Annotated in this window: 20 protein-coding genes and 1 pseudogene; 16 read left to right on the top strand and 5 right to left on the bottom strand. The window is 62.6% G+C overall.

Annotated features, from left to right (window positions below):
- Positions 1–12 precede the first annotated feature (12 nt).
- The 10 genes and pseudogenes from phbB (at position 13) to phaC (ending at position 12,820) form a co-directional block, all read left to right on the top strand.
- Positions 13–738, top strand: a complete 726-nt coding sequence (gene phbB / locus IVA96_RS12495; protein ID WP_247417454.1) for an acetoacetyl-CoA reductase — start codon at positions 13–15, stop codon at positions 736–738.
- 9 nt (positions 739–747) lie between these two features.
- Positions 748–1,134: pseudogene (locus tag IVA96_RS12490) on the top strand (acyl-CoA thioesterase).
- Positions 1,135–1,155: 21 nt separating this feature from the next.
- Positions 1,156–1,581 (top strand): TIGR01841 family phasin, encoded by a 426-nt coding sequence (gene phaP, locus IVA96_RS12485; RefSeq protein WP_197489507.1) that lies wholly within the window; start codon positions 1,156–1,158, stop codon positions 1,579–1,581.
- Between the two features lie 66 nt (positions 1,582–1,647).
- The gene (locus tag IVA96_RS12480; RefSeq protein ID WP_247417452.1) at positions 1,648–3,924 is read left to right on the top strand and encodes an NADP-dependent malic enzyme; all 2,277 of its coding nucleotides are present in this window, start codon (positions 1,648–1,650) and stop codon (positions 3,922–3,924) included.
- A gap of 49 nt (positions 3,925–3,973) precedes the next feature.
- On the top strand, positions 3,974–5,296 hold the full coding sequence (locus tag IVA96_RS12475) for an NAD(P)/FAD-dependent oxidoreductase (RefSeq protein ID WP_247417449.1): 1,323 nt from the start codon (positions 3,974–3,976) through the stop codon (positions 5,294–5,296).
- Between the two features lie 47 nt (positions 5,297–5,343).
- Positions 5,344–6,735 carry a cytochrome ubiquinol oxidase subunit I gene (locus IVA96_RS12470; RefSeq protein ID WP_247417446.1) on the top strand — a complete coding sequence of 464 codons (1,392 nt, stop codon included), beginning with the start codon at positions 5,344–5,346 and terminating at the stop codon, positions 6,733–6,735.
- Positions 6,732–7,736, top strand: a complete 1,005-nt coding sequence (locus IVA96_RS12465) for a cytochrome d ubiquinol oxidase subunit II (RefSeq protein ID WP_247417445.1) — start codon at positions 6,732–6,734, stop codon at positions 7,734–7,736. Before IVA96_RS12470 ends, IVA96_RS12465 begins: the two co-directional genes overlap by 4 nt.
- Positions 7,737–7,785: 49 nt before the next feature.
- Positions 7,786–9,624 carry an ATP-binding protein gene (locus IVA96_RS12460; RefSeq protein ID WP_247417442.1) on the top strand — a complete coding sequence of 613 codons (1,839 nt, stop codon included), beginning with the start codon at positions 7,786–7,788 and terminating at the stop codon, positions 9,622–9,624.
- A complete protein-coding gene (locus tag IVA96_RS12455; protein ID WP_247417441.1) occupies positions 9,614–10,990 on the top strand; it encodes a sigma-54 dependent transcriptional regulator in 1,377 nt (458 codons plus the stop codon). Before IVA96_RS12460 ends, IVA96_RS12455 begins: the two co-directional genes overlap by 11 nt.
- Positions 10,991–11,101: 111 nt before the next feature.
- Positions 11,102–12,820 carry a class I poly(R)-hydroxyalkanoic acid synthase gene (gene phaC, locus IVA96_RS12450; RefSeq protein ID WP_247417439.1) on the top strand — a complete coding sequence of 573 codons (1,719 nt, stop codon included), beginning with the start codon at positions 11,102–11,104 and terminating at the stop codon, positions 12,818–12,820.
- Positions 12,821–12,913: 93 nt separating this feature from the next.
- Here phaC and IVA96_RS12445 read toward each other — a convergent pair whose 3' ends face one another.
- The 4 genes from IVA96_RS12445 to IVA96_RS12430 form a co-directional block, all read right to left on the bottom strand.
- A complete protein-coding gene (locus tag IVA96_RS12445; RefSeq protein ID WP_247417436.1) occupies positions 12,914–14,299 on the bottom strand; it encodes a recombinase family protein in 1,386 nt (461 codons plus the stop codon).
- A 133-nt stretch (positions 14,300–14,432) separates the two neighbouring features.
- Complete coding sequence (locus tag IVA96_RS12440; protein ID WP_247417433.1) at positions 14,433–14,699, bottom strand: hypothetical protein; 267 nt, start codon at positions 14,697–14,699, stop codon at positions 14,433–14,435.
- Between the two features lie 898 nt (positions 14,700–15,597).
- Positions 15,598–16,491 carry an SMP-30/gluconolactonase/LRE family protein gene (locus IVA96_RS12435; protein ID WP_247417430.1) on the bottom strand — a complete coding sequence of 298 codons (894 nt, stop codon included), beginning with the start codon at positions 16,489–16,491 and terminating at the stop codon, positions 15,598–15,600.
- Between the two features lie 11 nt (positions 16,492–16,502).
- Positions 16,503–17,165 carry a GntR family transcriptional regulator gene (locus IVA96_RS12430; RefSeq protein WP_247417428.1) on the bottom strand — a complete coding sequence of 221 codons (663 nt, stop codon included), beginning with the start codon at positions 17,163–17,165 and terminating at the stop codon, positions 16,503–16,505.
- Positions 17,166–17,312: 147 nt separating this feature from the next.
- Here IVA96_RS12430 and IVA96_RS12425 point away from each other — a divergent pair, with 147 nt between their 5' ends.
- From IVA96_RS12425 to IVA96_RS12405, 5 genes are read left to right on the top strand one after another with little or no spacing between them, the layout of a single operon-like run.
- Complete coding sequence (locus IVA96_RS12425) at positions 17,313–18,329, top strand: TRAP transporter substrate-binding protein (RefSeq protein WP_247417425.1); 1,017 nt, start codon at positions 17,313–17,315, stop codon at positions 18,327–18,329.
- Positions 18,330–18,349: 20 nt separating this feature from the next.
- Positions 18,350–18,865, top strand: coding sequence for a TRAP transporter small permease (locus IVA96_RS12420; protein WP_247417423.1), 516 nt, complete (start codon positions 18,350–18,352; stop codon positions 18,863–18,865).
- Positions 18,866–18,899: 34 nt separating this feature from the next.
- On the top strand, positions 18,900–20,180 hold the full coding sequence (locus IVA96_RS12415; protein WP_247417420.1) for a TRAP transporter large permease subunit: 1,281 nt from the start codon (positions 18,900–18,902) through the stop codon (positions 20,178–20,180).
- 27 nt (positions 20,181–20,207) lie between these two features.
- The gene (locus IVA96_RS12410; RefSeq protein ID WP_247417418.1) at positions 20,208–20,702 is read left to right on the top strand and encodes a type II 3-dehydroquinate dehydratase; all 495 of its coding nucleotides are present in this window, start codon (positions 20,208–20,210) and stop codon (positions 20,700–20,702) included.
- Between the two features lie 15 nt (positions 20,703–20,717).
- Complete coding sequence (locus IVA96_RS12405; RefSeq protein WP_247417416.1) at positions 20,718–21,374, top strand: hypothetical protein; 657 nt, start codon at positions 20,718–20,720, stop codon at positions 21,372–21,374.
- A gap of 186 nt (positions 21,375–21,560) precedes the next feature.
- On the opposite strand, the gene IVA96_RS12400 is transcribed toward IVA96_RS12405, so the two are convergent.
- Positions 21,561–22,448, bottom strand: a complete 888-nt coding sequence (locus IVA96_RS12400) for a hypothetical protein (protein WP_247279208.1) — start codon at positions 22,446–22,448, stop codon at positions 21,561–21,563.
- A gap of 276 nt (positions 22,449–22,724) precedes the next feature.
- On the opposite strand from IVA96_RS12400, the gene groES reads away from it, so the two are divergent.
- On the top strand, positions 22,725–23,039 hold the full coding sequence (gene groES, locus IVA96_RS12395) for a co-chaperone GroES (RefSeq protein ID WP_247279209.1): 315 nt from the start codon (positions 22,725–22,727) through the stop codon (positions 23,037–23,039).
- The last annotated feature ends 23 nt before the right edge of the window (positions 23,040–23,062 follow it).

Raw genomic sequence — 23,062 nt, 5'->3', positions numbered from 1 at the left:
CAGGAGAGGATCATGTCCAGGGTTGCGGTGGTGACCGGCGGAACGCGCGGCATAGGTGAAGCAATCTCCGTTGCACTCAAGGCAGCCGGCTACAAGGTGGCTGCGAGCTACGCCGGCAATGACGAAGCGGCCGCCAAATTCAAGGCCGAGACCGGCATCAGCGTCTACAAATGGGACGTGTCGAGCTACGAGGCCTGCGCCGCCGGCCTGAAACAGGTTGAAGCGGACCTCGGACCGGTGGACGTGCTGGTCAACAACGCCGGGATCACCAAGGACGGCATGTTCCACAAGATGACGCCGGAGCAATGGTACGCCGTCATCAACACCAATCTGAACTCGCTGTTCAACATGACGCGGCCGGTCTGGGAAGGCATGCGCGAGCGCAGGTTCGGCCGCGTGATCTGCATCTCCTCGATCAACGGCCAGAAGGGCCAGATGGGGCAGGTCAACTACTCCGCCGCCAAGGCGGGGGACATCGGCTTCGTCAAGGCGTTGGCGCAGGAAGGCGCGCGCGCTGGCATCACCGTCAACACGATCTGCCCCGGCTATATCGCCACCGAGATGGTCAAGGCCATCAACCCGGAGGTGGTGGCCAAGAACATCCTGCCGCAGATCCCGGTCGGGCGCCTGGGCGAGCCGCATGAGATCGCGCGCGCGGTCGTGTTTCTGGCGTCCGATGACGCCGGTTTCATCACCGGCTCGACGATTTCGGCGAATGGCGGCCAGCACATGGCTTGAGCGACCGCGATGCCGATGCATCCACGAGGGGACCTCACGACGCGAACGCTCGCCATGCCGGCGGATGCAAATCCGAGCGGCGATATCTTCGGCTGGGTGCTCTCGCAGATGGATATCGCCGGCGGCATCCATGCCGGACAGCGCGCGCAGGGCCTTGTCGCCACGGTGGCGATCGAGGCGATGCATTTCATAAAGCCGGTCCATGTCGGGGATGTCCTGTGCGTTTACGCCTCGCCCGAGCGTATCGGGCGCACGTGCTGGCGGTCCGTCTGGAGGCCTGGGCGCTGCGCAAGCGCCTGGGAGAGCGTGTGAAGGTGACAGGGAATCTTCACCTTCGTAGCGTTGGATGCCGAGGGACGACCTGCGCCGATCCCGCCCGCTCAAGCTGAGCAGTAACGACCAATGAAGGAGAGGGAAATGTCCGACAGCAAACCGAAGGATGGCTCCACCGACTGGACCCTCCCGGGCCTCGATTTCGCCAAACTCATAGAATCCTGCCAGATCAGCGGCGTCGATATGAAGGCGCTGCTCGAGATGGAGAAGAAGAACATCGATGCCCTGATCGAGGTCAACCGCTCGGCCTATGAGAGCTGGCGAAACCTGATGGCGCGACAGGCGGAGGTTTTCCGGGAAACGATGACGGCGATCGCCGCCGAGGCGGGCAACGAGGCGGTGGCGGGAAGGCGCGCCGAGCTCGCCAGACAAGGATTCGAGACGGCGCTCGCCAACATGCGCCAACTCGCCGAGACCGCGACCGAGCAACAGAAGCAGACGGTCGAGATATTGCGGCGGCGTTTCGAAGAGGGAATGGCTGCAATGCGGGCGCGTGGCGGAAGCACCTGAGCTCGACAGCCGAAAAGGCAACAGGGGCGTATCGCCCATCGAACAAGCGTAAGAACGGGGAATAGGATGGACCAGGATCTGAGGGAAGCTGCGCTCGAATATCATCGCTTGCCGAGGCCGGGGAAGATCTCCGTCGTGCCGACCACGGCGATGGCGACGCAACGCGATCTGTCGCTGGCCTATTCACCTGGCGTCGCGGAGCCCTGTCTTGTCATCGCCAAGGACCCGTTGCAGGCGGATCAGCTGACCGCCCGCAGCAACCTGGTGGCCGTTGTCACCAACGGCACCGCTGTGCTTGGACTCGGCAATATCGGCGCTCTGGCAGGCAAGCCCGTCATGGAAGGCAAGGCGTGCCTGTTCAAGAAGTTCGCCGGCATCGATGTCTTCGACATCGAGCTCGCCGAGGAGAATCCGGACGCTTTGATCGAAACCATCGCCAGGATGGAGCCGACCTTCGGCGGCATCAACCTGGAGGACATCAAGGCGCCGGAATGCTTCTATATCGAACAGCAGCTCCGCAAGCGCATGAAGATTCCGGTCTTTCACGATGACCAGCACGGCACGGCGATCATCGCCGCGGCGGCGATCCTCAACGGACTGAAGCTGGTCAAAAAGGACATCGCCGACGTCAAGCTGGTGTGCTCCGGCGCCGGGGCCGCCGCGCTGGCGTGTCTCGATCTCATCGTCAGCCTCGGCCTGCCGCAGAACCGGATCATCGTCACGGACGCGAAGGGCGTCGTCTACGCCGGTCGCACGGAAGGCATGGACGACAACAAGGCGCGCTATGCGGTGAAAACCGAGGCGCGAAAGCTCGACGACATCATCCAGGGCGCCGATGTCTTTCTCGGCCTGTCGGCAGGCAAGGTGCTGACGCAGGACATGGTAAAGCGGATGGCACGGGATCCCCTGATCTTTGCCATGGCCAACCCGATTCCGGAAATCATGCCGGAAGATGCACTGGCGGTTCGTCCCGATGCGATCATCGGCACGGGACGGTCGGACTATCCCAACCAGATCAACAACGTTCTCTGTTTTCCGTTCATCTTCAGGGGCGCGCTGGACTGCGGAGCGACGACGATCAACGAGGAGATGAAGCTCGCGACGGTGCGCGCGCTGGCGGATCTGGCCATGGCCGAAGTCCCCGAGGTGGTCGCTGTGGCCTACAAGGGAGAGGATCTTCGCTTTGGTCGCAACTATCTCATTCCAAAGCCGCTCGACCCGCGGCTGATCGAGGTCGTGGCGCCCGCGGTCGCAAGGGCCGCGGCGGACAGCGGCGTCGCCCGGCGTCCGATCGCGGACATGGAGGCCTATCGCCAGCAGCTGAGCCGGTTCGTCTATCATTCCGGCAACGCGATGCAGCCGGTGTTCTCGGTGGCGAAGGGAAGCGGCAAGTCGCTGCTTCTGGCCGAGGGCGAAGACGAGCGTGTGCTGCGCGCCGCACAGGTGGTCGTCGACGAGCGGATCGCAAAGCCGCTATTGGTGGGCCGGCCATCGACGATCGAGGAGCGGATCAAGTCGTTCGGTCTTCGGCTCAGGCCAGGCAGCGACTGCGACATCATCGATCCGCACGATTCCGAAATCTATTCTCAATGTGCGGAGGTCTACCACGGGCGCAGGAAGCGTGACGGTGTGTCAGCTGCGTTGGCGCTTTCGGAGACCCGCAGCAACGCCACCGTGCTCGCCTCGATCCTGCTCGAAAGGGGGCTCGGCGATGCGATGCTGTGCGGGGTCATCGGCAGGACGTCCGATCATCTGGCCGCGATCCGCAACGTGATCGGTACGCGCGACGGCCTGCGCACGCTCGCCGTGATGCAGATGCTCATCCTGCAGCAGCATCAGCTGTTCATCTGCGATACCCACTGCAATCTCAATCCGACCGCCGAACAGGTTGCCGACATCGCGCTGATGGCTGCGGCGGAGGTGAGCCGATTTGGCATTACCCCTCGGGTCGCGCTGCTGTCGCATTCCAGCTTCGGAAGCTCCGCGGTCCCGGACGCGCACAAGATGCGCGAGGCGCGGGCGATCATTCTGGAGCGGTCCCCTGATCTCGCGGTCGAAGGCGAGATGCGCGGCGATGCTGCATTGTCGCCGTCCGTGCTGCATCACGAGTTTCCGGATTCCGGTTTCGAGGGGCCGGCGAACGTGCTGGTGATGCCGAATCTCGACGCCGCCAACATCTCCTACAATTTGCTCAGGATGGCGGCGGGGCAGGGACTGACGGTCGGCGGCATCCTGCTCGGCGCGGCGAAGCCGGCCCACATCCTCACGCCATCGTCCACCGTCCGGCGCATCGTGAACATGGCGGCGGTCGCTGTCGCGGATGCGGTGTCCGAGAGGGCCTAATCCGGAGGATAACTTGGACACGTTGTGAGCGCGCTTGGTCGAGGCCATCATGGGTAAGGCGCAATTGGGAAGACCCCGGATTGTGATCGTCGGCGGCGGAGCCGGCGGACTCGAGCTTGCGACCCGCCTCGGCGACAGATACGGACGCAAGGGCAAGCTCGACGTCACGCTGATCGAGCGAAACCGCACCCATGTGTGGAAGCCGAAGCTGCATGAGATCGCCGCCGGCAGCATGGATATCTCGGCTCACGAGGTCGACTATCTCGCGCAGTCCTATTGGCACGGCTTCCGCTATCGCATCGGGGAGATGATCGGGATTGACCGGGACAAGCGCCAGGTGCTGGTCGCGCCCTATCTCGATTCCGATGGCCGGGAGGTCACTCCGAAACGGCTGTTCGACTATGACGTCCTTGTCGTCGCCGTCGGAAGCCAGAACAACGATTTCGGCACGCCCGGCGTCGCCGATCATGCGATCAAGCTGGAATCGCAGCTCGATGCGCGGCGGTTTCACGAGCGCATGGTCAACGCCTGCATCCGCGCCCATGCCCAATCGGCGCCGTTGGGAACGCACCAGCTCAAGGTCGCGATCATCGGCGCCGGGGCCACCGGTGTCGAGCTGGCCGCCGAGCTCCACAGGACGACGCGCGAGGTGGTGGCGTATGGCCTCGACCAGGTTGATCCGCAAAAGGACATCAGGATCACCCTGGTCGAAGCCGCCGATCGGGTGCTTCCCGCGCTGCCCGAACGGGTCTCGAAGGAGACCGAGAAACTGCTTGCCAGGCTCGGGGTCAATGTGCTGACCGGGGCTAAAGTCTCCGAGGTTGGTTCCGACCGCGTGAGCCTGACAGACGGCCGGACCATCCCCGCCGAACTGATCGTCTGGGCGGCCGGGGTCAAGGCGCCCGACTTCCTGAAGGATATCGCCGGCCTCGAGACCAATCGCATCAATCAGCTGGTGGTGCGTCCGACATTGCAGACGACGCGCGACGACGGCATCTTTGCCATCGGCGATTGCTCGGCCTGCTCATGGGGCGAGCGCGGCAACGTCCCGCCGCGCGCGCAGGCGGCGCATCAGCAGGCGTCCCATCTCTATTCGGAGATCCCGCGCCATCTTCGGGGCGAGCCGCTGAAAGAATATCGCTATCGAGACTTCGGATCGCTGGTATCGCTCGGTGAATTCAGCACGGTCGGATCGATGATGGGCGCACTCGTAGGCGGCAGCCTCGTGTTCGAAGGCATGTTCGCGCGGATGATGTACCTGTCGCTCTACAAGATGCACGAACACGCGCTGCATGGTTCGGTCAAGGTCGTGCTCGATACGCTGGCCCGCCTGATCACCCGGCGCACCGAGCCGCATGTGAAGCTGCATTGACGCGCATGAGTCACGCACGAGACGTTGCCTGACCGGGAGGGTTGTTGATGGACGCCGTGTTCCTTGCGCGCATGCAATTCGCCGCCAACATCACCTTCCATATTCTGTTCCCGTCGATTTCGATCGCGCTCGGCTGGATGCTTCTGTTCTTCAGGTTCAAGTACCTGCGCGCGACCGATCCGCAGCAGAAGCTCGACTGGCTTCGCTCGTACCGTCAGTGGACGAAGGTGTTCGCCCTGACGTTCGCGCTCGGCGTCGTCAGCGGCGTCACCATGAGCTTCCAGTTCGGCACCAACTGGCCGGGCTACATGGAGCGCGTCGGCAACATCGCCGGCCCGCTGCTCGGCTATGAGGTGCTGACCGCGTTCTTCCTGGAGGCGGGCTTCCTCGGCGTCATGCTGTTCGGCCATCGTCGTGTCGGCGAAATGGTTCACCTCGGTGCGACCATCCTCGTCGCGTTCGGCACGCTGATGAGTGCCTTCTGGATTCTCTCGCTCAATTCGTGGATGCAGACGCCTGCCGGCTACGAGATCGTGGGCGGTCAGTTTCACGCCCGCAGCTGGCTGGAGATCGTCTTCAATCCCTCATTCCCGTATCGCCTGGTCCACATGGTGCTCGCATCCACGCTGACCTGTGCATTCCTGTTGATCGGGATCAGCGCCTGGCAGCTGCTGAAAGGCGTCGCGACCACCAGTGCGTCACGGGTGCTGCGGACCGGGCTGATCCTGGCCGCGCTGGTGGCCCCGGCACAGATGGTGGCGGGCGACTTTCACGGGCTCAATACGCTCAAACATCAGCCGCAGAAGATCGCGGCGGTCGAGGGCATTTGGGAAACCATGCGCGGCGCGCCGCTCCTGCTGTTCGCCATCCCGGATGACGCGGCGAGAACGAACCATTTCGAACTGGCGGTGCCGAAGCTCGCGAGCCTGATTCTGCGGCACGATCCAGACGGGGAGCTCAAGGGGCTGAACGAGTTTCCCTCTGCTCATCCGCCGGTCCTGCCGTTGTTCTGGTCGTTTCGGATCATGGTGGGCACCGGCATCCTGATGCTTCTCGTCAGCTGGGTCGGCCTGTGTTGGCATTGGCGCGATGGCTGGGATTTCGCCAAAATGCCACGACCGATGCTGCGGATATTTGCGGGCATGACCTTTGCCGGCTGGGTTGCGACCATAGCCGGATGGTACGTCACGGAGATCGGCCGGCAACCCTTCATCGTCTCCGGTCTGGTTCGAACTGCGGATGTCGCGTCGCGGGTTCCGCCATCGAGCATCGCGGTGACATTCTCCCTCTATATCGCGCTCTATCTGGCGCTGCTCGCGGCCTATATCGGCGTGCTCAAATACCTGGCCGAGGCCGCCGATAAGAAGCCGTACGCAAGTACGTCGGCCGCCCTGCCGGGGGAGCCGAAGCCATATCAGCGCGACGGAGAATTCGCATGACCTCGATGTCATTCGACGAACTGCTGCCGCTGATCTTCATCGGGCTGATGGGCGTGTCGCTGCTCGTCTACGTCGTGAGCGACGGATACGATCTCGGCGTCGGCATGCTGATGCACCGGGCGACGCCCGAGGAGCGGGATACGATGGTCGCATCGATCGGTCCGTTCTGGGACGCCAACGAGACTTGGCTCGTGCTCGGCGTTGGCCTACTCCTGATTGCCTTCCCCAAGGCGCACGGGCTGGTGCTGTCGGAACTGTACCTGCCAACCACGCTTATGCTGGTCGGCCTGATCTTGCGCGGCGCAGCCTTCGATTTCAGGGTCAAGGCGAAGGCCAGCCGGAAAGGAATGTGGGACCGTCTGTTCATCGCCGGCTCGATGCTTGCGTCGGTCTGTCAGGGCTGGATGCTCGGCCGCTATGTCAGCGGCTTCGGCCAGGGCTGGAATTATCCGATCTTTGCCGGCGCCATCGCGGTCGCGCTGCCGATGGCCTACGCGCTGCTCGGCGCCACGTGGCTGGTGATGAAAACGGATGGCGCACTGCAGGGAAAGGCGATCGAGTGGAGCAAGATCGCCTGGCCGCCCATGGTCCTCGGCCTTATCCTGATTTCGATGGCAACGCCGTGGATCAGCGAGACCGTTCGCGAGCGGTGGTTCACCTTGCCGGCGATCATTGCCGTGGCATCGATCCCGGTAACCGCGGGGATTGCGCTCGTGACCGTACGCGTGGTGCTCGGCTCGTCCACCGTGCGCGGCCCCCTCTGCTGGCTACCGTTTGCCTTGCTCGTGCTGGTCTTCCTCCTTAGCTTTCTCGGCCTCAGCTACAGCATCTACCCCTTCGTGGTGATCGACAGGCTTACGGTATGGGAGGCTGCCAGCAGCCCGGATTCGCTCAAGATCATCCTGATCGGCGTATGCCTCACGCTGCCCGTCATCGTCGCTTATACCGGATTTTCCTATCGCGTATTCCGGGGCAAGACCATAGAGTTGGACTATGCGTGAGCCATCCTTTGCCATGGCCGGCGCTCCTCGGTTTGTCCTGGTTCACAAGATGACGGAGCTTTCATTCCCGGTGAAGGTCAAGAGGGGGTATGAAGCCGGTTCAACCGCATCCAGCTCGATGCGCTGGCTTGTTCGCGGAATAGCTGCTCTTGCCTTGGTCGCAGCGGCGTTGTGGCTCGGCTATGCCCTGGCGTTCCAACGGGGACTTGACCGTCTGCACGTTGCCGCTCAGCAGCGGCTTGCGGTCGAAGCGGCCAGGCTCGACGGCTATCTCTCCAGATTTGAATATCTGCCGTCGCTGCTGGAGACGTCGCCAAGCGTATTCAAGTTGCTCGGTGATCCCGCCGATCCCGAGCTGCAGCAATCGGTCAGCCTGTACCTGAAGTCAATCAATCTGCTTGCCGGGGCCGACAATCTTTACGTCCTGAGCGTCTCGGGCGAAGCCTTGGCCGCCGCCGACTTCGATGATCCCGGCACACCCGTCGGCCGGAACCTGTCATATCGCCCTTATGTGAGCGAAGCCCTCGCACGTGGCCGGGGCGCGTTTTTCGGTGTCGGCATCACCAGTGCACGCGCCGGCTATTACCTCTCCTACGCCCTCAAGGAGGGCGGGGCCACCAAGGGGATCGCCGTCGTCAAGATCAATCTCGATTCGTTCGAGCGCGGGTGGCGCGACCTTCCCGGCGACGCACTTCTCCTCGACGAACGGGGCGTGACGATCCTCGCCTCGCGCGAGGCGTGGCGCTATCGCCCGATCGCGCCGCTGTCGCGCGGAATGCTCGACGATATTGCGCGCTCCAAGCCTTACGCAGACTACAATCTGGCGCCACTCGGATGGACCGTCATCGCTCGGTCCGAAAGCGGTTCCGCACGCCTCGCCACCGGGAATGGAGCGGCCTATACGGCCAGCGAGCTTCCTATCAATCGGGGCCTCTGGAAGCTCGTCCTCCTCGATGACGAGGCGCCGGTCCGGCAGACCGCGCTGATCTTTGGCGCGCTTTCGGGTGTTGCCTCCATCGCTGCCTTGCTGGCGCTCGGACTCGTGCTGCAACGCCGCAGGGAGATCAGGCAAAGGCTGGCCAATCAGGCTGCATTGCAGGCGGCGCACGACATGCTCGAAGTCAGGGTGCAGGAACGAACCGCCGAGTTGCGGGCGGCCCAGGACGAATTGGTGCATGCCGGCAAGCTCGCTGCTCTCGGGCAGATGTCGGCCGGCATCGTACATGAGCTGAACCAGCCCTTGGCCGCGCTGCAGACCGCGGCCGACAATGCCATCCTGCTGGTCGATCGCGGGTCGGTCGCTGACGCGCGCGGCAATCTCACCCGGATCGGCGAGTTGGTAAGCAGGCTCGGGCGCCTGACCGGCCAGCTCCGGGTTTTCGCCTACAAGTCGAGCAGCCCCCTTGGTGCGATCTCGGTCGAACAGGCCGTGAGCGAGACGCTCAAGATATTCGCCGCGCGCGTCAAGGAGGGCGGCGTCAGCATCGTCACGGACATTCAGGCCGACCTCAGCGTCCTTGCCGACCAGACGCGGCTCGAGCAATTATTGTGCAACATCGTGGCGAATGCGCTGGATGCCGTCGAGGGCGTCGAACAAAAGTCGATCGTCATCCGGGCCACGAGGGAAGAGGGGCACCCGGCGCGCTGCCGGATCGCCATCAGCAACACTGGCCCCGCGATCGCGGCCGACGTTCTCAGGCGCATGTTCGAGCCGTTCGTGACGACCAAGCCTGCGGGCAAGGGCCTCGGCCTTGGCTTGATGCTGTCGAACCACATCGCGCGCTCCTTCGGCGGCGAATTGCAGGGGCGAAACCTTCCTGATGGCGCCGAATTTGTCGTGATTCTTCCGTTGGCCGAGATGACAGAGGCGGCTTCGCATGGCCGATGACCAATCCATTGGTGTGATCTACGTCGAGGACGACGAGGATGTCCGCATCGGGGGCGTTCAGGCGCTCGAGCTTGCGGGGTTCTCGGTCTCGGGTTTCGCCTCGGTCGAGACCGCCAACGCAAGCGTGCGCGCCGACATGCCCTTTGTCGCGGTCTGCGACGTGCGGCTGCGCGGCAAAAGCGGCCTTGATTGGCAGGCCGATCTGCGCAGGCTTGATCCGGACCTGCCCGTAATCCTGATCACCGGGCACGGTGATATCTCGATGGCTGTGCAGGCGATGCGGAACGGTGCCTACGACTTCATCGAGAAGCCGTGCTCGTCGGAGCAACTCGTTGCCGTGGTGCGCAGGGCGGCTGAAAAGAGACGCCTGACCCTCGAGATTCGCTCGCTGCGGTCGGCGCTATCCGACCGCCGGGGGATCGAGGCGAGCCTGCTCGGCCGGTCTCCGCAGATCCAGGAAGTGCGAAGGCTAGTGTCTACCCTGGCCTCGACCAATGTCGACGTCACGATCTATGGCGAGACCGGCACCGGCAAGGACGTGGTCGCGCGTTGCCTGCACAATCACAGCGCGCGGCGCGGCGGCAACTACGTCGCCGTCAACTGCGGCGGCCTGCCCGAGTCGCTCGTCGAGAGCGAACTGTTCGGCCACGAAGTGGGAGCGTTCACCGGAGCCACCCGCCAGCGCATCGGCAAGATCGAGTACGCCAATGGCGGAACACTGTTTCTCGACGAGATCGAGAGCATGCCGCTGAGCGTTCAGGTGAAGTTGCTCCGCTCGTTGCAGGACCGGTCGATCGAGCGCGTCGGAACCAACAAGCCGATCTCTGTGGACTGCCGGGTCGTCGCAGCGAGCAAGACGAATTTGCTCGAGCTGAGCGAAAAGAAGCTGTTCCGCGCCGATCTCTACTATCGGCTCGGCGTCGCATTCATCGACCTGCCGCCGCTTCGAGAGCGGCGTGAAGACATTCCACTGTTGTTCGAGCATTTCACGCTGGACGCCGCCAGGCGGTTCGAGCGTGATGCGCCGATCCTGGATGAGCAGACGATGTCCGCCCTGCTGGCTTATTCCTGGCCCGGCAACGTACGCGAGCTTCGCAATGTCGCCGATCGTTTCGTGCTGGGCGTGCTCGACGGCAAGGCGATCAACAAGTCAGGGTTTGGCACCTCGGATCTGTCGTTGCCACGACAGCTCGAAAACATCGAGCGATCGATCATCGAGGACGCGCTGCGGCGCAAACAGGGCGACGTGCAGGCAACCGCAACGCTCTTGGGCATCCCCAAGCAAACCTTGTACGACAAGATCAAGCGCCTCGCCGTGAACGTCGACGGCATCCGCGAAGGTTCGGTCGTTCGCTCCAGGACCTGAGGTTTCGGAGCGACGGTGCCGTGGGGGCGCGAAGCAGAAAAGGGCGCCGGATAGAAGCGACCCAATGTCGAAATGCAATACATCAATCTGGTTGCAGAGTGAGGAAATCCAATGGATCGGCCATTCAATATGCCTGATGAGTTCGTGGACGCGTTCGCGAAGGCGGGTGCGAGCCTTTGGCGATCGCTGGGGTGGCCGTCGAATGATGAACGCGACGGCGCGATGATCAACCCGTCCCTGGCTTCTTCAGGACGCATCGCCGAGCTGCAGGTTGAGTATCTCAAGGGCCTGTACCAACTCTCCGAGCACCATGTCACGTCGGCGGCGGACGGAAAGGGAAATGGAGGCATCGAACCTGTGCGCGGCGATCGCAGGTTCAGCGGCAGGGAGTGGCGGGAGAATTCGCTCTACAGCCTGCTGAAGCAATCCTACCTGCTGAATTCGCGCTACTGCACGGACTTGGTCGAAGCGCTCGATATGGAGGAAAAGGAAAAGCACCGGCTGCGTTTCTTCACGCGCCAGCTGGTCGAAGCGATGAGCCCGACCAATTGCATTGCCACCAATCCCGAGGTGATCAAGCTTGCAGCCGATACGGATGGTCAGAGCCTCAAGACCGGCTTGGACAATCTGGTGGCGGATCTGGGCAAGGGGAATCTGACGATCACGGACGAGACCGCGTTCGAGGTCGGAAAGGACGTCGCGACGTCCAAAGGCGCGGTCGTGTTCGGGAACGAGCTGTTTCAGCTCATTCAATACGAGCCGGCAACCGAGCAGGTGGCCGCACGTCCCCTGCTAATCGTGCCGCCTTGCATCAACAAGTTCTATATTCTGGACCTCCAGCCAGCCAATTCCTTCGTCCGGTTTGCGGTCGAACACGGTCTGACGGTCTTCATGGTGTCATGGCGCAATCTAGACGCTTCTTGCGGGCACTTCGGCTGGGACGATTACGTTGAGCATGGCGCCATGCGCGCCATCGAAATCACGCAATCGATCTCGGGGAGCGACAAAATCAACGTCGTCGGCTGGTGCGTCGGAGGAACCATCCTGTCCTCAGCACTCGCGATCATGCGGACGCGGGGCGATGAGTCGGTCGCCAGCGTGACGTTGTTGACCACCATGCTCGATTTCCGCGAGCCCGGCGATCTCGGTGTCTTCGTGGATGAAAAGAGCGTGCGACAGCGCGAACTGACGATCGGCAATGGTGGCATCTACCGCGGCGCGGAGCTGGGATTCGTCTTCCAGACACTGCGCTCGAAAGAACTGATATGGCCGAATGTGATCAATCACTACTTGAAGGGAAAGCCGCCCGAGCGCTTCGATCTCCTGTTCTGGAACACGGACGTCACCAACCTGCCCGGGCCGATGTATTGCTGGTACATCCGCAACATGTATTTGGAGAACAATCTCCGTGTCCCCGGCAAGTTGACGATATGCGGCACGCCAGTCGATTTGGGGCGGGTCGATTTGCCTGCCTACGTCCTGGCGACCGTCGAGGACCATATCGTGCCATGGCGATCGGCCTACCGGACGACGGGCCTCTTCAAGGGCGATACACGTTTTGTCCTTGGTGCGAGCGGGCACATTGCCGGCGTGATCAATCCGGCATCGAAGAACAAGCGGAGCTACTGGGTTTCAGACCAGCGCTGCGATGATCCGGCTGCATGGCTGGCGGGTGCGGACGAGAAGCCGGGCAGTTGGTGGAACGATTGGATCGCTTGGCTCAAGCCGCGGTCGGGAGAGCAGCTGCCGGCCCGCACTCAACTCGGCAATAACCTCTATCCGCCGGGCGAATCTGCCCCGGGTCGATACGTAAAGGCGAAAGCGGACTGAAGATCGGCCCGGTACGCGGGCCCGCGAGCGAGAATGCCGTCCTGCTAGTTTCTCCCTCGACTTTCGCCGATACGCTTTCCGGGATGAGCCGCGTTAGACTAGGCTAGGAGATCGGATGAGATATCGGAGGTTTTGTCGGCGTGGGGAAAGGCGGTAGCGCTCCCCCGCTACCAACGTTCCCCCCGACATAGCCATGTTCGGAAACAGGGCGGGATTGCCGCAGAGCGCGGCGAGGCGACCCTTGATGTCGATCCGAACGCTCCGATCATCCTCGGCATTGGCTTTGGTTCCGGCTCTGCCCGGCCGGCTTGAGCTTGCGTGTACGATGATTGCAGTCACCAACTCGCGGATGTTCGCAAACTCGGTCGGGCTGCCGCTCTTGAAATGGTCGGCCAACTCCAGGACGGCGCGCTTGTAGCGGTCGAGCGCCTTTGGGTGCAGGGCGATGACGTCGTCGACTTCCTTGGCCTCTTTAAGTCGGCCGGCAAGGACTGTGCGCTCAGCTTCCAACTCGCGCATTCGAGGCGCTAACGGTCCGGGCGGTACCTCTTCCTTCGTGATCGCGTCGATGGCGCGCCTGATCTCGCGGTCGATCTCCCCGAGCCGCCGTTCTATCCGGGCGTGCTCGGCATTCGCCTCCTTCTTCAGCCGTTTGCGCTCTGCATTATACACATCAACGAACTCGGTGATCGCCTCGGGGCGGTCGAGGTGTTGACGCAATCCCTTGATCGCCAAGGCTTCGATGTCATCGAGATAGATGCGTCGGCTGTTGTTGCACGATCCACTTTCCCGGTACGCGGAACATTGCAACCGCAAGCCTTTGCGATCACTGCCAACAGAACATCCGCCGCCGCACGAGCCGCATCGGATCAATCCCGAGAACACTCGCTTCGGCGTGCGCGCCCTTTGTGCTGATGCCGGCGTTGCTTCGCGGCGGCGCTCGACCTTGATGGCTTGTGCTGCCGTCAACGTCGCCTCGTCGACAATGCGCAAGTGCGGCGCCTCGACCCTCTTGTATTGCTCTTTCGGATTGGGACGCGACAGCCGCTTTCGGGTCACCGGGTCTTTGACCATATGCACCCGGTTCCAGACGATGCGCCCAGCGTAGAGTTCGTTCGAGATCATGCCACCGGCACGTGAGACGTTGCCGTTGATCGTTGATGCATTCCAAAGTTTGCCGCGCGGTGGGCGCACGCCGCGCTTATTGAGATGATGCGCGATCGCGCGCGGCGTCTCGCCTTGCACATAGCGGCCGAAAATCTCACGTACGATCTCGGCCTCGCTCTCGACGATCTCTAACTCGCCGGGCTTGCCGGGCACAGCGCGATAACCATGCCCAGGAGTAAGGAGTTTTTGGTGGAGCAGATCGCCCGCGCGCGGCGCTTCGCGGCGGCCATGAATACCGCGGCAGACCGAGAGCGCTTCGTTAAGATGGCGGCCGACCTGCAATTGCAAGGCGCCGAAGGGGAGGAGAGTCAATCGTCCGTCGCCCCGAACGCATCGGAAGACGGGGTCCAAGGAATGGAGCTGCCGGAGTGCAGTCCGAGACTGCGAACTCGGATGATACCGACCCAACGGCGAACGCGGAAGGCGATCAGCGGCCGCCGACGGACTAGCTTGTGGGCCTCCAGTCGCCCTTGCTGAAGCTTATCGGCACGCTGCACGACCACCGGGGCAGATCAGGCTGACCACTTATCTTTTTCGCGCCGAGCTTCGTCGTCGTTAAGGCGCCCGGGGCAGCGAGATCTGCATCCTCCGTGCTTGCGATCGGCTTGCCGTCCTGCTTTTTTATTTCTTGGCCTTCGGCAGTCACCGGGAAATCAGCGTGGAAGTCGGCCGCAGAAAATGTTTCCAGCCTTGGCATTTTTCGGGCAGGCATGGTCTCCTAACGCGATAGACGGAGACGAATTCCATGAAGAAACCTGCGGCGCTCGTCCCGGAAATCGAGATGAACCAAGCCAAGTTGGCCTTATTGCAGAAGCAGCATGCCGACATCGAGTAAGATTTCGGCCTTGGTCGCATCGAACAAGGTGAAGATCATCCAGCTTGTCGGGACCACGGTCGAAAGCCTGGATCTCCCGCGCACTCGTTTCGAAGCTGTCGCAGTTGGGCGAAGGGCTCATCCACGAGGAACCGGGCGGTCTTTGTAAAGTACGGACGCAATGCTTCTTCGGCGAACCGCCAGATGCTCGTGTCGGCTGGCCTCCACTGGCACGGCCGGGATGGCGGGTGGGTGGGCCAGGTGACAGAAGTGCAGCTTGCCACCCTGCGTTAGTCGTTCGGAGACCGCGTCAGCGCGCCGACGGGGCAGGATGCGGGCCATCCTATTGGGGAGCCGCCGGCTGCCCCTCCAGACCTGGCTTCTGCCGACGTGGCGGCCATTGTGCCATCGTCGAGGACGACGAAGGGCAGGGAGAACGAGCAACTCACCAAGTTCAGCCTGCATTCAGGTTGGTGCGGCCGTCCTTCCCGTTCCGCCGCGCCGGCCTGCGGAGCCCTGAGCGATGCCGGGATTGTGGGAAAACGCCCAGTGCCCGACGTCGTGAAGCCGTCGGTGGCGAAATCCCCGGCGGCATTGCTTGTCGGTCTTGCTTCGACCTTCAAGCCGTCGCCAGCTGCTGGCCTTGCAGGCTGCAGCACTGAGGTGCTACACATCGCACCGGTGTTGCCTGATTCGTTAATCTTTTCAGGTGGTTTGCCCCAAGCGATTTGTGGCTGAGTACCCTCCCGCCCCAGCCAGAAGCTCCGCTTGATCCGATCCTGCCCCGCTGCGTGGATCAACCAGCGGCGAACCGGTGTTCGGCAAGTCCCTGCGCGATGCCGTGAATGGCGAGCAGATGGCCGGCTTCGGACTCTCGGTCCAATTGCATGGGATCGAGGAATTTTCTTGCGGTGGTGACGAACATGGTCGTCAGGTCACGGCCGCCGAAGCAGACGCATGTCGGATTGGTCACGGGGAGGGGAATGATCGTGTCGATCCGGCCGTCCGGCCGATAGCGCACGATCCGGCCGCCGGAGAAGAACGCGGTCCAGAGCCCGCCATCGACGTCGACGCAGGCGCCGTCGGGTCGCTCTTTCGAGGCGGTATAGTCTGCGAACAGTCTTCTGTTGCCGATCACGCCATCATCGAGGTCGAAGTCGAACTGCCAGGTGCAGTATCGCCGCGTATCGGTGAAGTAGAGCGTGCGATTGTCGGCCGAAAACGCAATTCCGTTGCTGACGATGACCTCCGCGAACATCGGCGTGGCTGTACTGCCGTCGACGCAATAGAGCGAGCCGTTCGGCCGGTGCAGATCATTGTCCATCGTCCCGATCCACAGGCGGCCCCGCGCATCGACCCGTCCGTCGTTGAGCCGATTGTCGCGCCCCGTCTCGACTTCGCAGAAGCGGCTCGATTCCCGGCTTGCAGCATCGTAGCGAAACAGCTCCAGATCCTGCGCGAGGATGTGTGAGCCGTCCGACACCAGCGCCTGGCTTCCGAGAAACCGGCAATCGTGGCGAGTTGTCCGGTGAGCGCCAGTCGACGGATCGAACGATTGATGAAGCCGGCGGTCGATATCGATCCACCACAGCTTGTTTAAGCGGCTGCACCACAAGGGCGTCTCGCCCAGCACGTCACCTGCCGGCACTGCGGTTTGAACCTTGTCGGCAGCGATGATCCTCGCCGTCACCGCGCACTCCTTCAGCGCAGCGAGCTGTTGGCGAGCGCATCGGCAACGCAGTTGTTGACATGCGCGCAGAGCACCTTCTGCGCCGTCTCGGCGTCGCGCCTCAGCGCGCATTCGAGCAGTGCCCTGTGCTGCTCGGCCGGCTCAGCGCCACGATAGCGGAAAGCCACCATCTGGTAGCGGAAGTATTTGTCGAAGACGAGGCTATGCGTTTCCATCAGCAGGCGCGACCCGCAATTCGAGATCAGGGCCTGGTGAAACTCGCCATCATAGCGCTTCCATTGCTCCGGCTCGCCGATCCCCGAGTCCATCAGCCGCTCCGTCGAGGCGAGCTTGTGATGGGCCGAGACGACGCGCCCCTCCCATTCGACGTCGGCGCTGGCGAAAGAGATCGCCATGGCGTGCGACTCCAGCAGCAGCCGCAAGCCGGCGAGCTCGCGCAGATTATCGGCGGACACCCCGGCAACTTCGAAGCCGCGCTTGCCTTCTGCGGCCACGAAGCCTTCCGCCGCCAGCCGGCTCAGGATCTCGCGCAGCGTGCTGACGCTCACGCCATAGCTCTCGCGCAACGCTTCGAGCCTGAGCCGATGGGCTGGCTTGAGCCGTCCGAAAACGATGTCAGCTCGGATTCTGCGATAGCAGTCCTCGCCGATCGCTGATTCCTCTTTACCGATCAAGGGTATCGTTCCGTCTCCATGCCTTCATATGATAATCTAAACTTCATATGATGAAAAGAATTTCCTCCTTTGACTCCGATAATACCCTATGTTTATGCTTGCCAAAAGCCGCGGCCTCAGACCGCGGCGTGATCGAGGGAGCTGGGCATGCAGAGGAAAATGCTGGGCTGGGCCGTCATCGCGGTGGGGGCAGTTCTCGCCGTGCTACCTGCGGCTGCGCAGGTGCAGGAGCGGACGATCCGCTGGGGGCACCTCAACAACACCGACCACCCCGTCAGCCTCAGCGTGCAGAAATTTGCCGAGGTCCTGACCGCCAAGAGCGGGGGCAAGCTGAAGATCCGCGAATTTGCCGCGTCCCAGCTCGGAAACGAATTGCAGCAGCAATCGGCGGTCCGGGGCGGCACCCAGGAAATCTTCTCGGCGTCGACCACCTCGCTCGCCAGCGTCGTCAAGGATCTTGGCCTGTTCGATTTCCCCTTCAGCGTCGCCAACTTCGACCAGGCGACCGCGCTTGCCGATGGACCGTTCGGCAAGACGATGATGGACCTCCTGCCAGGGAAGGACCTGATCGCGCTCGGCTATTGGGGCCTGGGCTTCCGCAACGTCACCAACAGCAGAGGGCCGGTGGCGAAGCTCGAAGATCTCGCCGGCCTGAAGCTGCGTGTGATTCCGAACCCGGTCTATTTGGAGACCTTCAAGGCCTTCAAGGCTAACCCGGTGCCGATGGCGTTCGGCGAGCTCTACACCGCCCTCGAGAACAAGACGGTCGACGGCCAGGAAAATCCCTACAGCGTCATCCTGTCCAACAAATTCTACGAGGTGCAGAAATACGTCTCGGCGACCAACCACACCTTCACCCAGAACATCATCATCGTGAGCAAGAAGTTCTGGGACAAGCTGTCGCCCGAGGAGCAGAAGATGTTCCGCGACACCTACGCGGAGACGGTCCAGTATCAGCGCGAGCAGACCAAACTCGCCGCCGATCGGGCGCTCGGCGAGCTGAAGGCCAAGGGCATGCAGTTCAACGAGATCGCGCCGGCGGAATATGCGCGGATGCAGGAGGCGGTGAAGCCCGTCATCGAGAAGTTCTCCAGCGAATACGATCCCGACAAGGTGAAGCTCTTCAACGCCGAGCTCGCGCGCATTCGCAGCACCATCAAGTGACGGGACGGTAGATAAGGCGAATGGCAAAGATCCTCGACGCTTATTGCGACGTGTTGAAGGCGGCGGTCGCCGTTTGCCTTGCTGCGATGGTGGTGCTCGTGTTCAGCAACGTGGTGCTGCGCTACATCTTCAATTCGGGTATCGCGGTATCCGAGGAGCTGTCGCGCTGGCTCCTGGTCTGGCTGACCTTTCTCGGGGCCATCGTTGCACTGCGCCAGCACGCACATCTCGGCGTCGATACGCTCGTGCGTGCGCTGCCGCCGCGAGGCAGGATGCTCTGCTTCGTGGTCAGCTATCTCCTGATGCTCTATGCCGATTGGCTGCTGACGCTCGGAAGCTGGAAGCAAGCCGTTCTGACCTTCGGCGACACCGCGCCGGCGTCGGGTATCTCGGTCGGGCTTTTCTTCTACTCATCCGGGCTCGTCTTCGGCGTCTCGGCGGCCGCCATCCTCGCTTACGACCTCTTCCAGGTCGTCACCGGCGCGGCGAGCGGCGAAGACCTCATTGCTGTGAAGGAAAGCGACGGGCACAGCTGAGCTCCGCAAGCCCTGTTCTCGGCCGGATTGCACCATGACGATTGTCGTCTTCACAGTCTCGCTCCTCGGCGCCATGGCGCTGGGCATGCCGATCGCGTTTGCGCTGATCGTCTGCGGCATCGCCTTGATGCACTTCCTCGACATATTCGACTCACAGATCGTCGCGCAGAACATCATCAACGGCGCTGACAGTTTCCCGCTGATGGCGGTACCGTTCTTCATGCTTGCCGGCGAAATCATGAACAAGGGCGGGCTTGCCAGGCGAATCGTGGACATCGCGTTCGCGGTCGTCGGCCACGTGCGGGGCGGGCTCGGCTATGTCGCGATCCTGGCATCCTGCGCGCTCGCCTCGCTGTCCGGATCGGCGGCGGCGGATGCTGCGGCGCTGGCCGCCCTGCTGGTCCCGATGATGGTCGCGGCAGGCCACAAGAAGATGTACGCGGCCGGGCTGGTCGCGGCGGGAGGGATCATCGCACCTGTCATCCCACCGAGCATCGGCTTCGTCTTGTTCGGTGTCGCCGGCGGCGTCTCGATCTCGAAGCTGTTTCTCGCCGGCATCGTGCCCGGGCTGCTGCTCGGCCTCGGCCTTTGTGTTGCGTGGTGGTGGGTCGCCCGTGACGAGAACATCGAAAGCCCGCCGCGCAAGTCCCTTCGTGAGATAGCGAAAGCGGTGTCCGACGGATTTTGGGCGCTGATGCTGCCGGTCATCATCGTCGTCGGTTTGCGTTTCGGCATCTTCACGCCGACCGAAGCGGCAGTCGTGGTGGCGGTCTATGCGTTATTCGTCGCCACCTGCATCTACCGGGAGCTGAAGCTCTCGCAGCTCTACGAGGTGATGGTCTCGGCGGCGCTCAGCACAAGCATCGTGATGTTTCTGGTCGCGGCAGCGCTGGTCTCGTCCTGGCTCATCACCGTAGCCGAGATCGCGACCCAGGTCGTCGATCTCGTGCGCCCGTTCATGGGCAACCCGACGCTGTTGATGCTCGCGATCATGATCCTCGTCGTCATCGTCGGCACCGCGCTCGATATGGCGCCGACTATCCTGATCCTGACGCCGATCCTCATGCCCATCGTCAAGCAGGCCGGGATCGATCCAGTCTATTTTGGCGTGCTGTTCATCATCAACAATGCGATCGGCCTGATAACGCCGCCAGTGGGCGTCGTGCTGAACGTCGTCTGCGGCGTCTCGCGGATCAGCATGGAGGACGTCATCAAGGGCGTCTGGCCCTTCCTGATCGCGCAACTCGCCGTGTTGCTTCTGATGGTGCTTTTCCCCCAATTGGTCACGGAGCCGGCAAAATGGTTCGGTGGCTAGTCACGTCCTGTCGAAAGGAGCGGCCCCATGGCCACGCGGATCATGATCCTGAACGGCCCCAATCTCAATTTCCTCGGCATCAGGGAGCCACACATCTATGGCTCAACGACCCTTGGCGAAATCGAGGCAAGCTGCCTGGAACTCGCCAAGCTTCTTGACGTCTCGCTGTCGTTTCATCAATCGAATATCGAAGGTGAGCTCGTCGGCCTGATCCAATCGGCTCGTGGCAACGCGGATGCGATCATCATGAACCCGGCGGCGTTCTCGTTCACTTCGATTGCTTTGATCGATGCCTTGAAGATCTTCGATGGCCCCACGATCGAAGTGCACATCTCCAACATTCACGCCCGCGATGAGCTGCACCGGCATTCGATCACGTCCAGCGCCTCGACGGCCGTGATCTGCGGGCTTGGTCCTTACGGCTATATCGCCGCCATTCTGGCGGCCGTTCAGCGGCTCGGACGATTGCCCGATGGCGTTCCGGCTGCATTGCACGGCTTGAAGCCGAGGCGCAAGGCGTAGAGCAGGGAGGAGCGGATGCGCGGTGCGGGACTTCTAGCAATCTGGAGCGATATCGCGTCTGAGGACCTGACAGACTATCGGCATTGGCTCACCCGCGAGCACACGATGGAACGTGTGACGACGCGGGGCTTTCTCGCCTGCCGTGTCTTCCGCGCGTTGCGCGCCGATATCAACCGCTTCTTCATCTTGTACGAGCTCGAAACGCCTGACGTCCTGGACGGCCCGGCCTATCTGGCGCGCCTCAATTCACCGACGCCCTGGTCGCAGCGCATCATGCCCCGGCTGGGCAATTTCGTTCGCGGCGGGGGCAATGTGACAGTTCGCGCCGGGCGCGGCGAGGGCGCCACCGCGATAGTGCTGCGGATCGACCGGCCTCTGGACGATCCGGCAGGGTTTGCCAATGCCATTGCCGGTTGCGACGGCGTGGTCGCCGTTCAGATCGGTGCGACGGATCAGGATCGCACGTCAGTTCCGACGGTCGAAAAAGGCATGCGGACGAGCGAAGGCCTGTTTGCCGGCCTGCTGATGGTCGAGGCTCTCGACGAGACGGCGCTCCAAGCCGCTTGGCACAAGGCCGCCGAACTGGCGCCTGATGTCGGTGGCCGCCTTGGGGATCCGGAAATTTACCAAGGCATTTTCGCCCTCGATGCGCGTATCGCGGATTTCAACTGATGCGGTCGAGCGGGCGTTCGCAACCCGACGGGCCTGACACCAGGATGGATAGCGATGACGCGCGCGTAGTGTCTCCTTCAGGAGAGTTGGCGATAGGCGCGCGCAGCGGCGTGATTGTGTCCTTGCGCGCAACGGTACGCCGCTGCGCAGGCTCTACGCCGTGGGCAATGATGCGGCAGGCTTAGCCTATCCCTCATACTGATCCGGCCCCATCGCCCAGGCCGCCTCGTCATGCCCGTACGCATAGTTCCGGTTGGTCAGCGCCGGGTTGCGATTGACCATCGGCCGCATGAACATCGGGTGGGTCGCGCTGCGCACCTCGTGCTCGACAGTGAAGAGGTGCTTGCCGCTATCGAGGTCGACGATGTCGCAAAACCGGTACTGGTATTGATTGTCCTCGCGGGAAATCAGGTCGCGCGCCAGGAGCTTGCGATAGGGGCCGGAGAAGTCGGTGATGTAGATCTGCACATGGTGGCCGTCATAGTCCGGCTGCGGCCGATCGGTCTCGCGGAACAACAGGTGCTGGTCGCGGCCCGTCTTCACCGCGGCCACCTTGCCGCCGCCGTTTCGCAAGTCGGCGGGCATGCCCATGACTTCAGGATAGAACGCGCAGATGCCGGTTGCCGATCCCGCCGGCACGTTGAACTCGACATAGGGAATCCCGAGCGCGATGCGCCCGAAGCGCGCGGCGTCGGGCTCGTAGCAGCGCAAGCGGTTGCCCCATGGACAAACCGCCTCGACATGGTCGTTGCGCTCGGCGAAGGTGAACGCGGTGCCATCGAGCTTTTTGGCGACCGAAGCCAGCCGCGCGAGCAGTGCCTCGCGGCCGGCGATGACCAGCCCGACATGGCCGCGCAGCACCTGCGGCCTGCCGCTCGGCAAATGAAACTGGCTCCGTCCGGCGTTGATCCACATATTGGTGTCGGACACCATCAGATAGGGATCGCGGGTCAGCCCGAGTCCTGCCACGTAGAACAGGGTGGCGAGGCGCTGATCGGGGACCTGGATGTTGACGTGCTCGAAATGGATCGCGTTGCCGAGATCTTCCTTGGAGCGATCGAATGGCTGCGGCATGGATGGGGGCACTGGCTGGGGCACGGAGTTCATATTAAAGCAAACTTCTCCGCCGGTCGAAATTGTTCGCGCAGGGGCATCATGTCCACCGCCAGCCTTGCTGGGATCGCCAGTCCCTGCAAGTCGCACCGCGCGAGCAGGGGCCGGCGTGTGAGGGGAAAATTTTCGCGCAGCCCCCTTGAACAAAGATCGACTTGTTCCTAGGTCGTTTGCCGCCCGGGGGCCGGTTCCGGACCCGGATTTTGGACATCGCTGAACCTAGCAAGGAGGATGTGCATGCATTTCCGCCCGTTGCACGACCGTGTGCTCGTGCGCCGAATCGATGCCGAGGAGAAGACCGCCGGCGGCATCATCATTCCCGACACCGCCAAGGAGAAGCCGCAGCAGGGCGAGATCATCGCCGCTGGGCCGGGGGCGCGTAACGAGCAAGGCCAGCTCGTGCCGCTCGACGTCAAGGTCGGTGACCGGGTGCTGTTCGGCAAGTGGTCGGGCACCGAGGTCAAGATCGACGGCGAGGAGCTCTTGATCATGAAGGAAAGCGATCTTCTCGGCGTGGTCGAGCAGGCCGGCACGCTGAAGAAGGCGGCGTAACACTGACAGTCATCGAACGGAAA

The sequence above is a fragment of the Bradyrhizobium sp. 159 genome (genome assembly GCF_023073795.1).
Classification (GTDB): domain Bacteria; phylum Pseudomonadota; class Alphaproteobacteria; order Rhizobiales; family Xanthobacteraceae; genus Bradyrhizobium.
The sequence above is the reverse complement of the archived record's forward strand: the minus strand, read 5'-3'. Positions and strand labels throughout refer to the sequence as shown.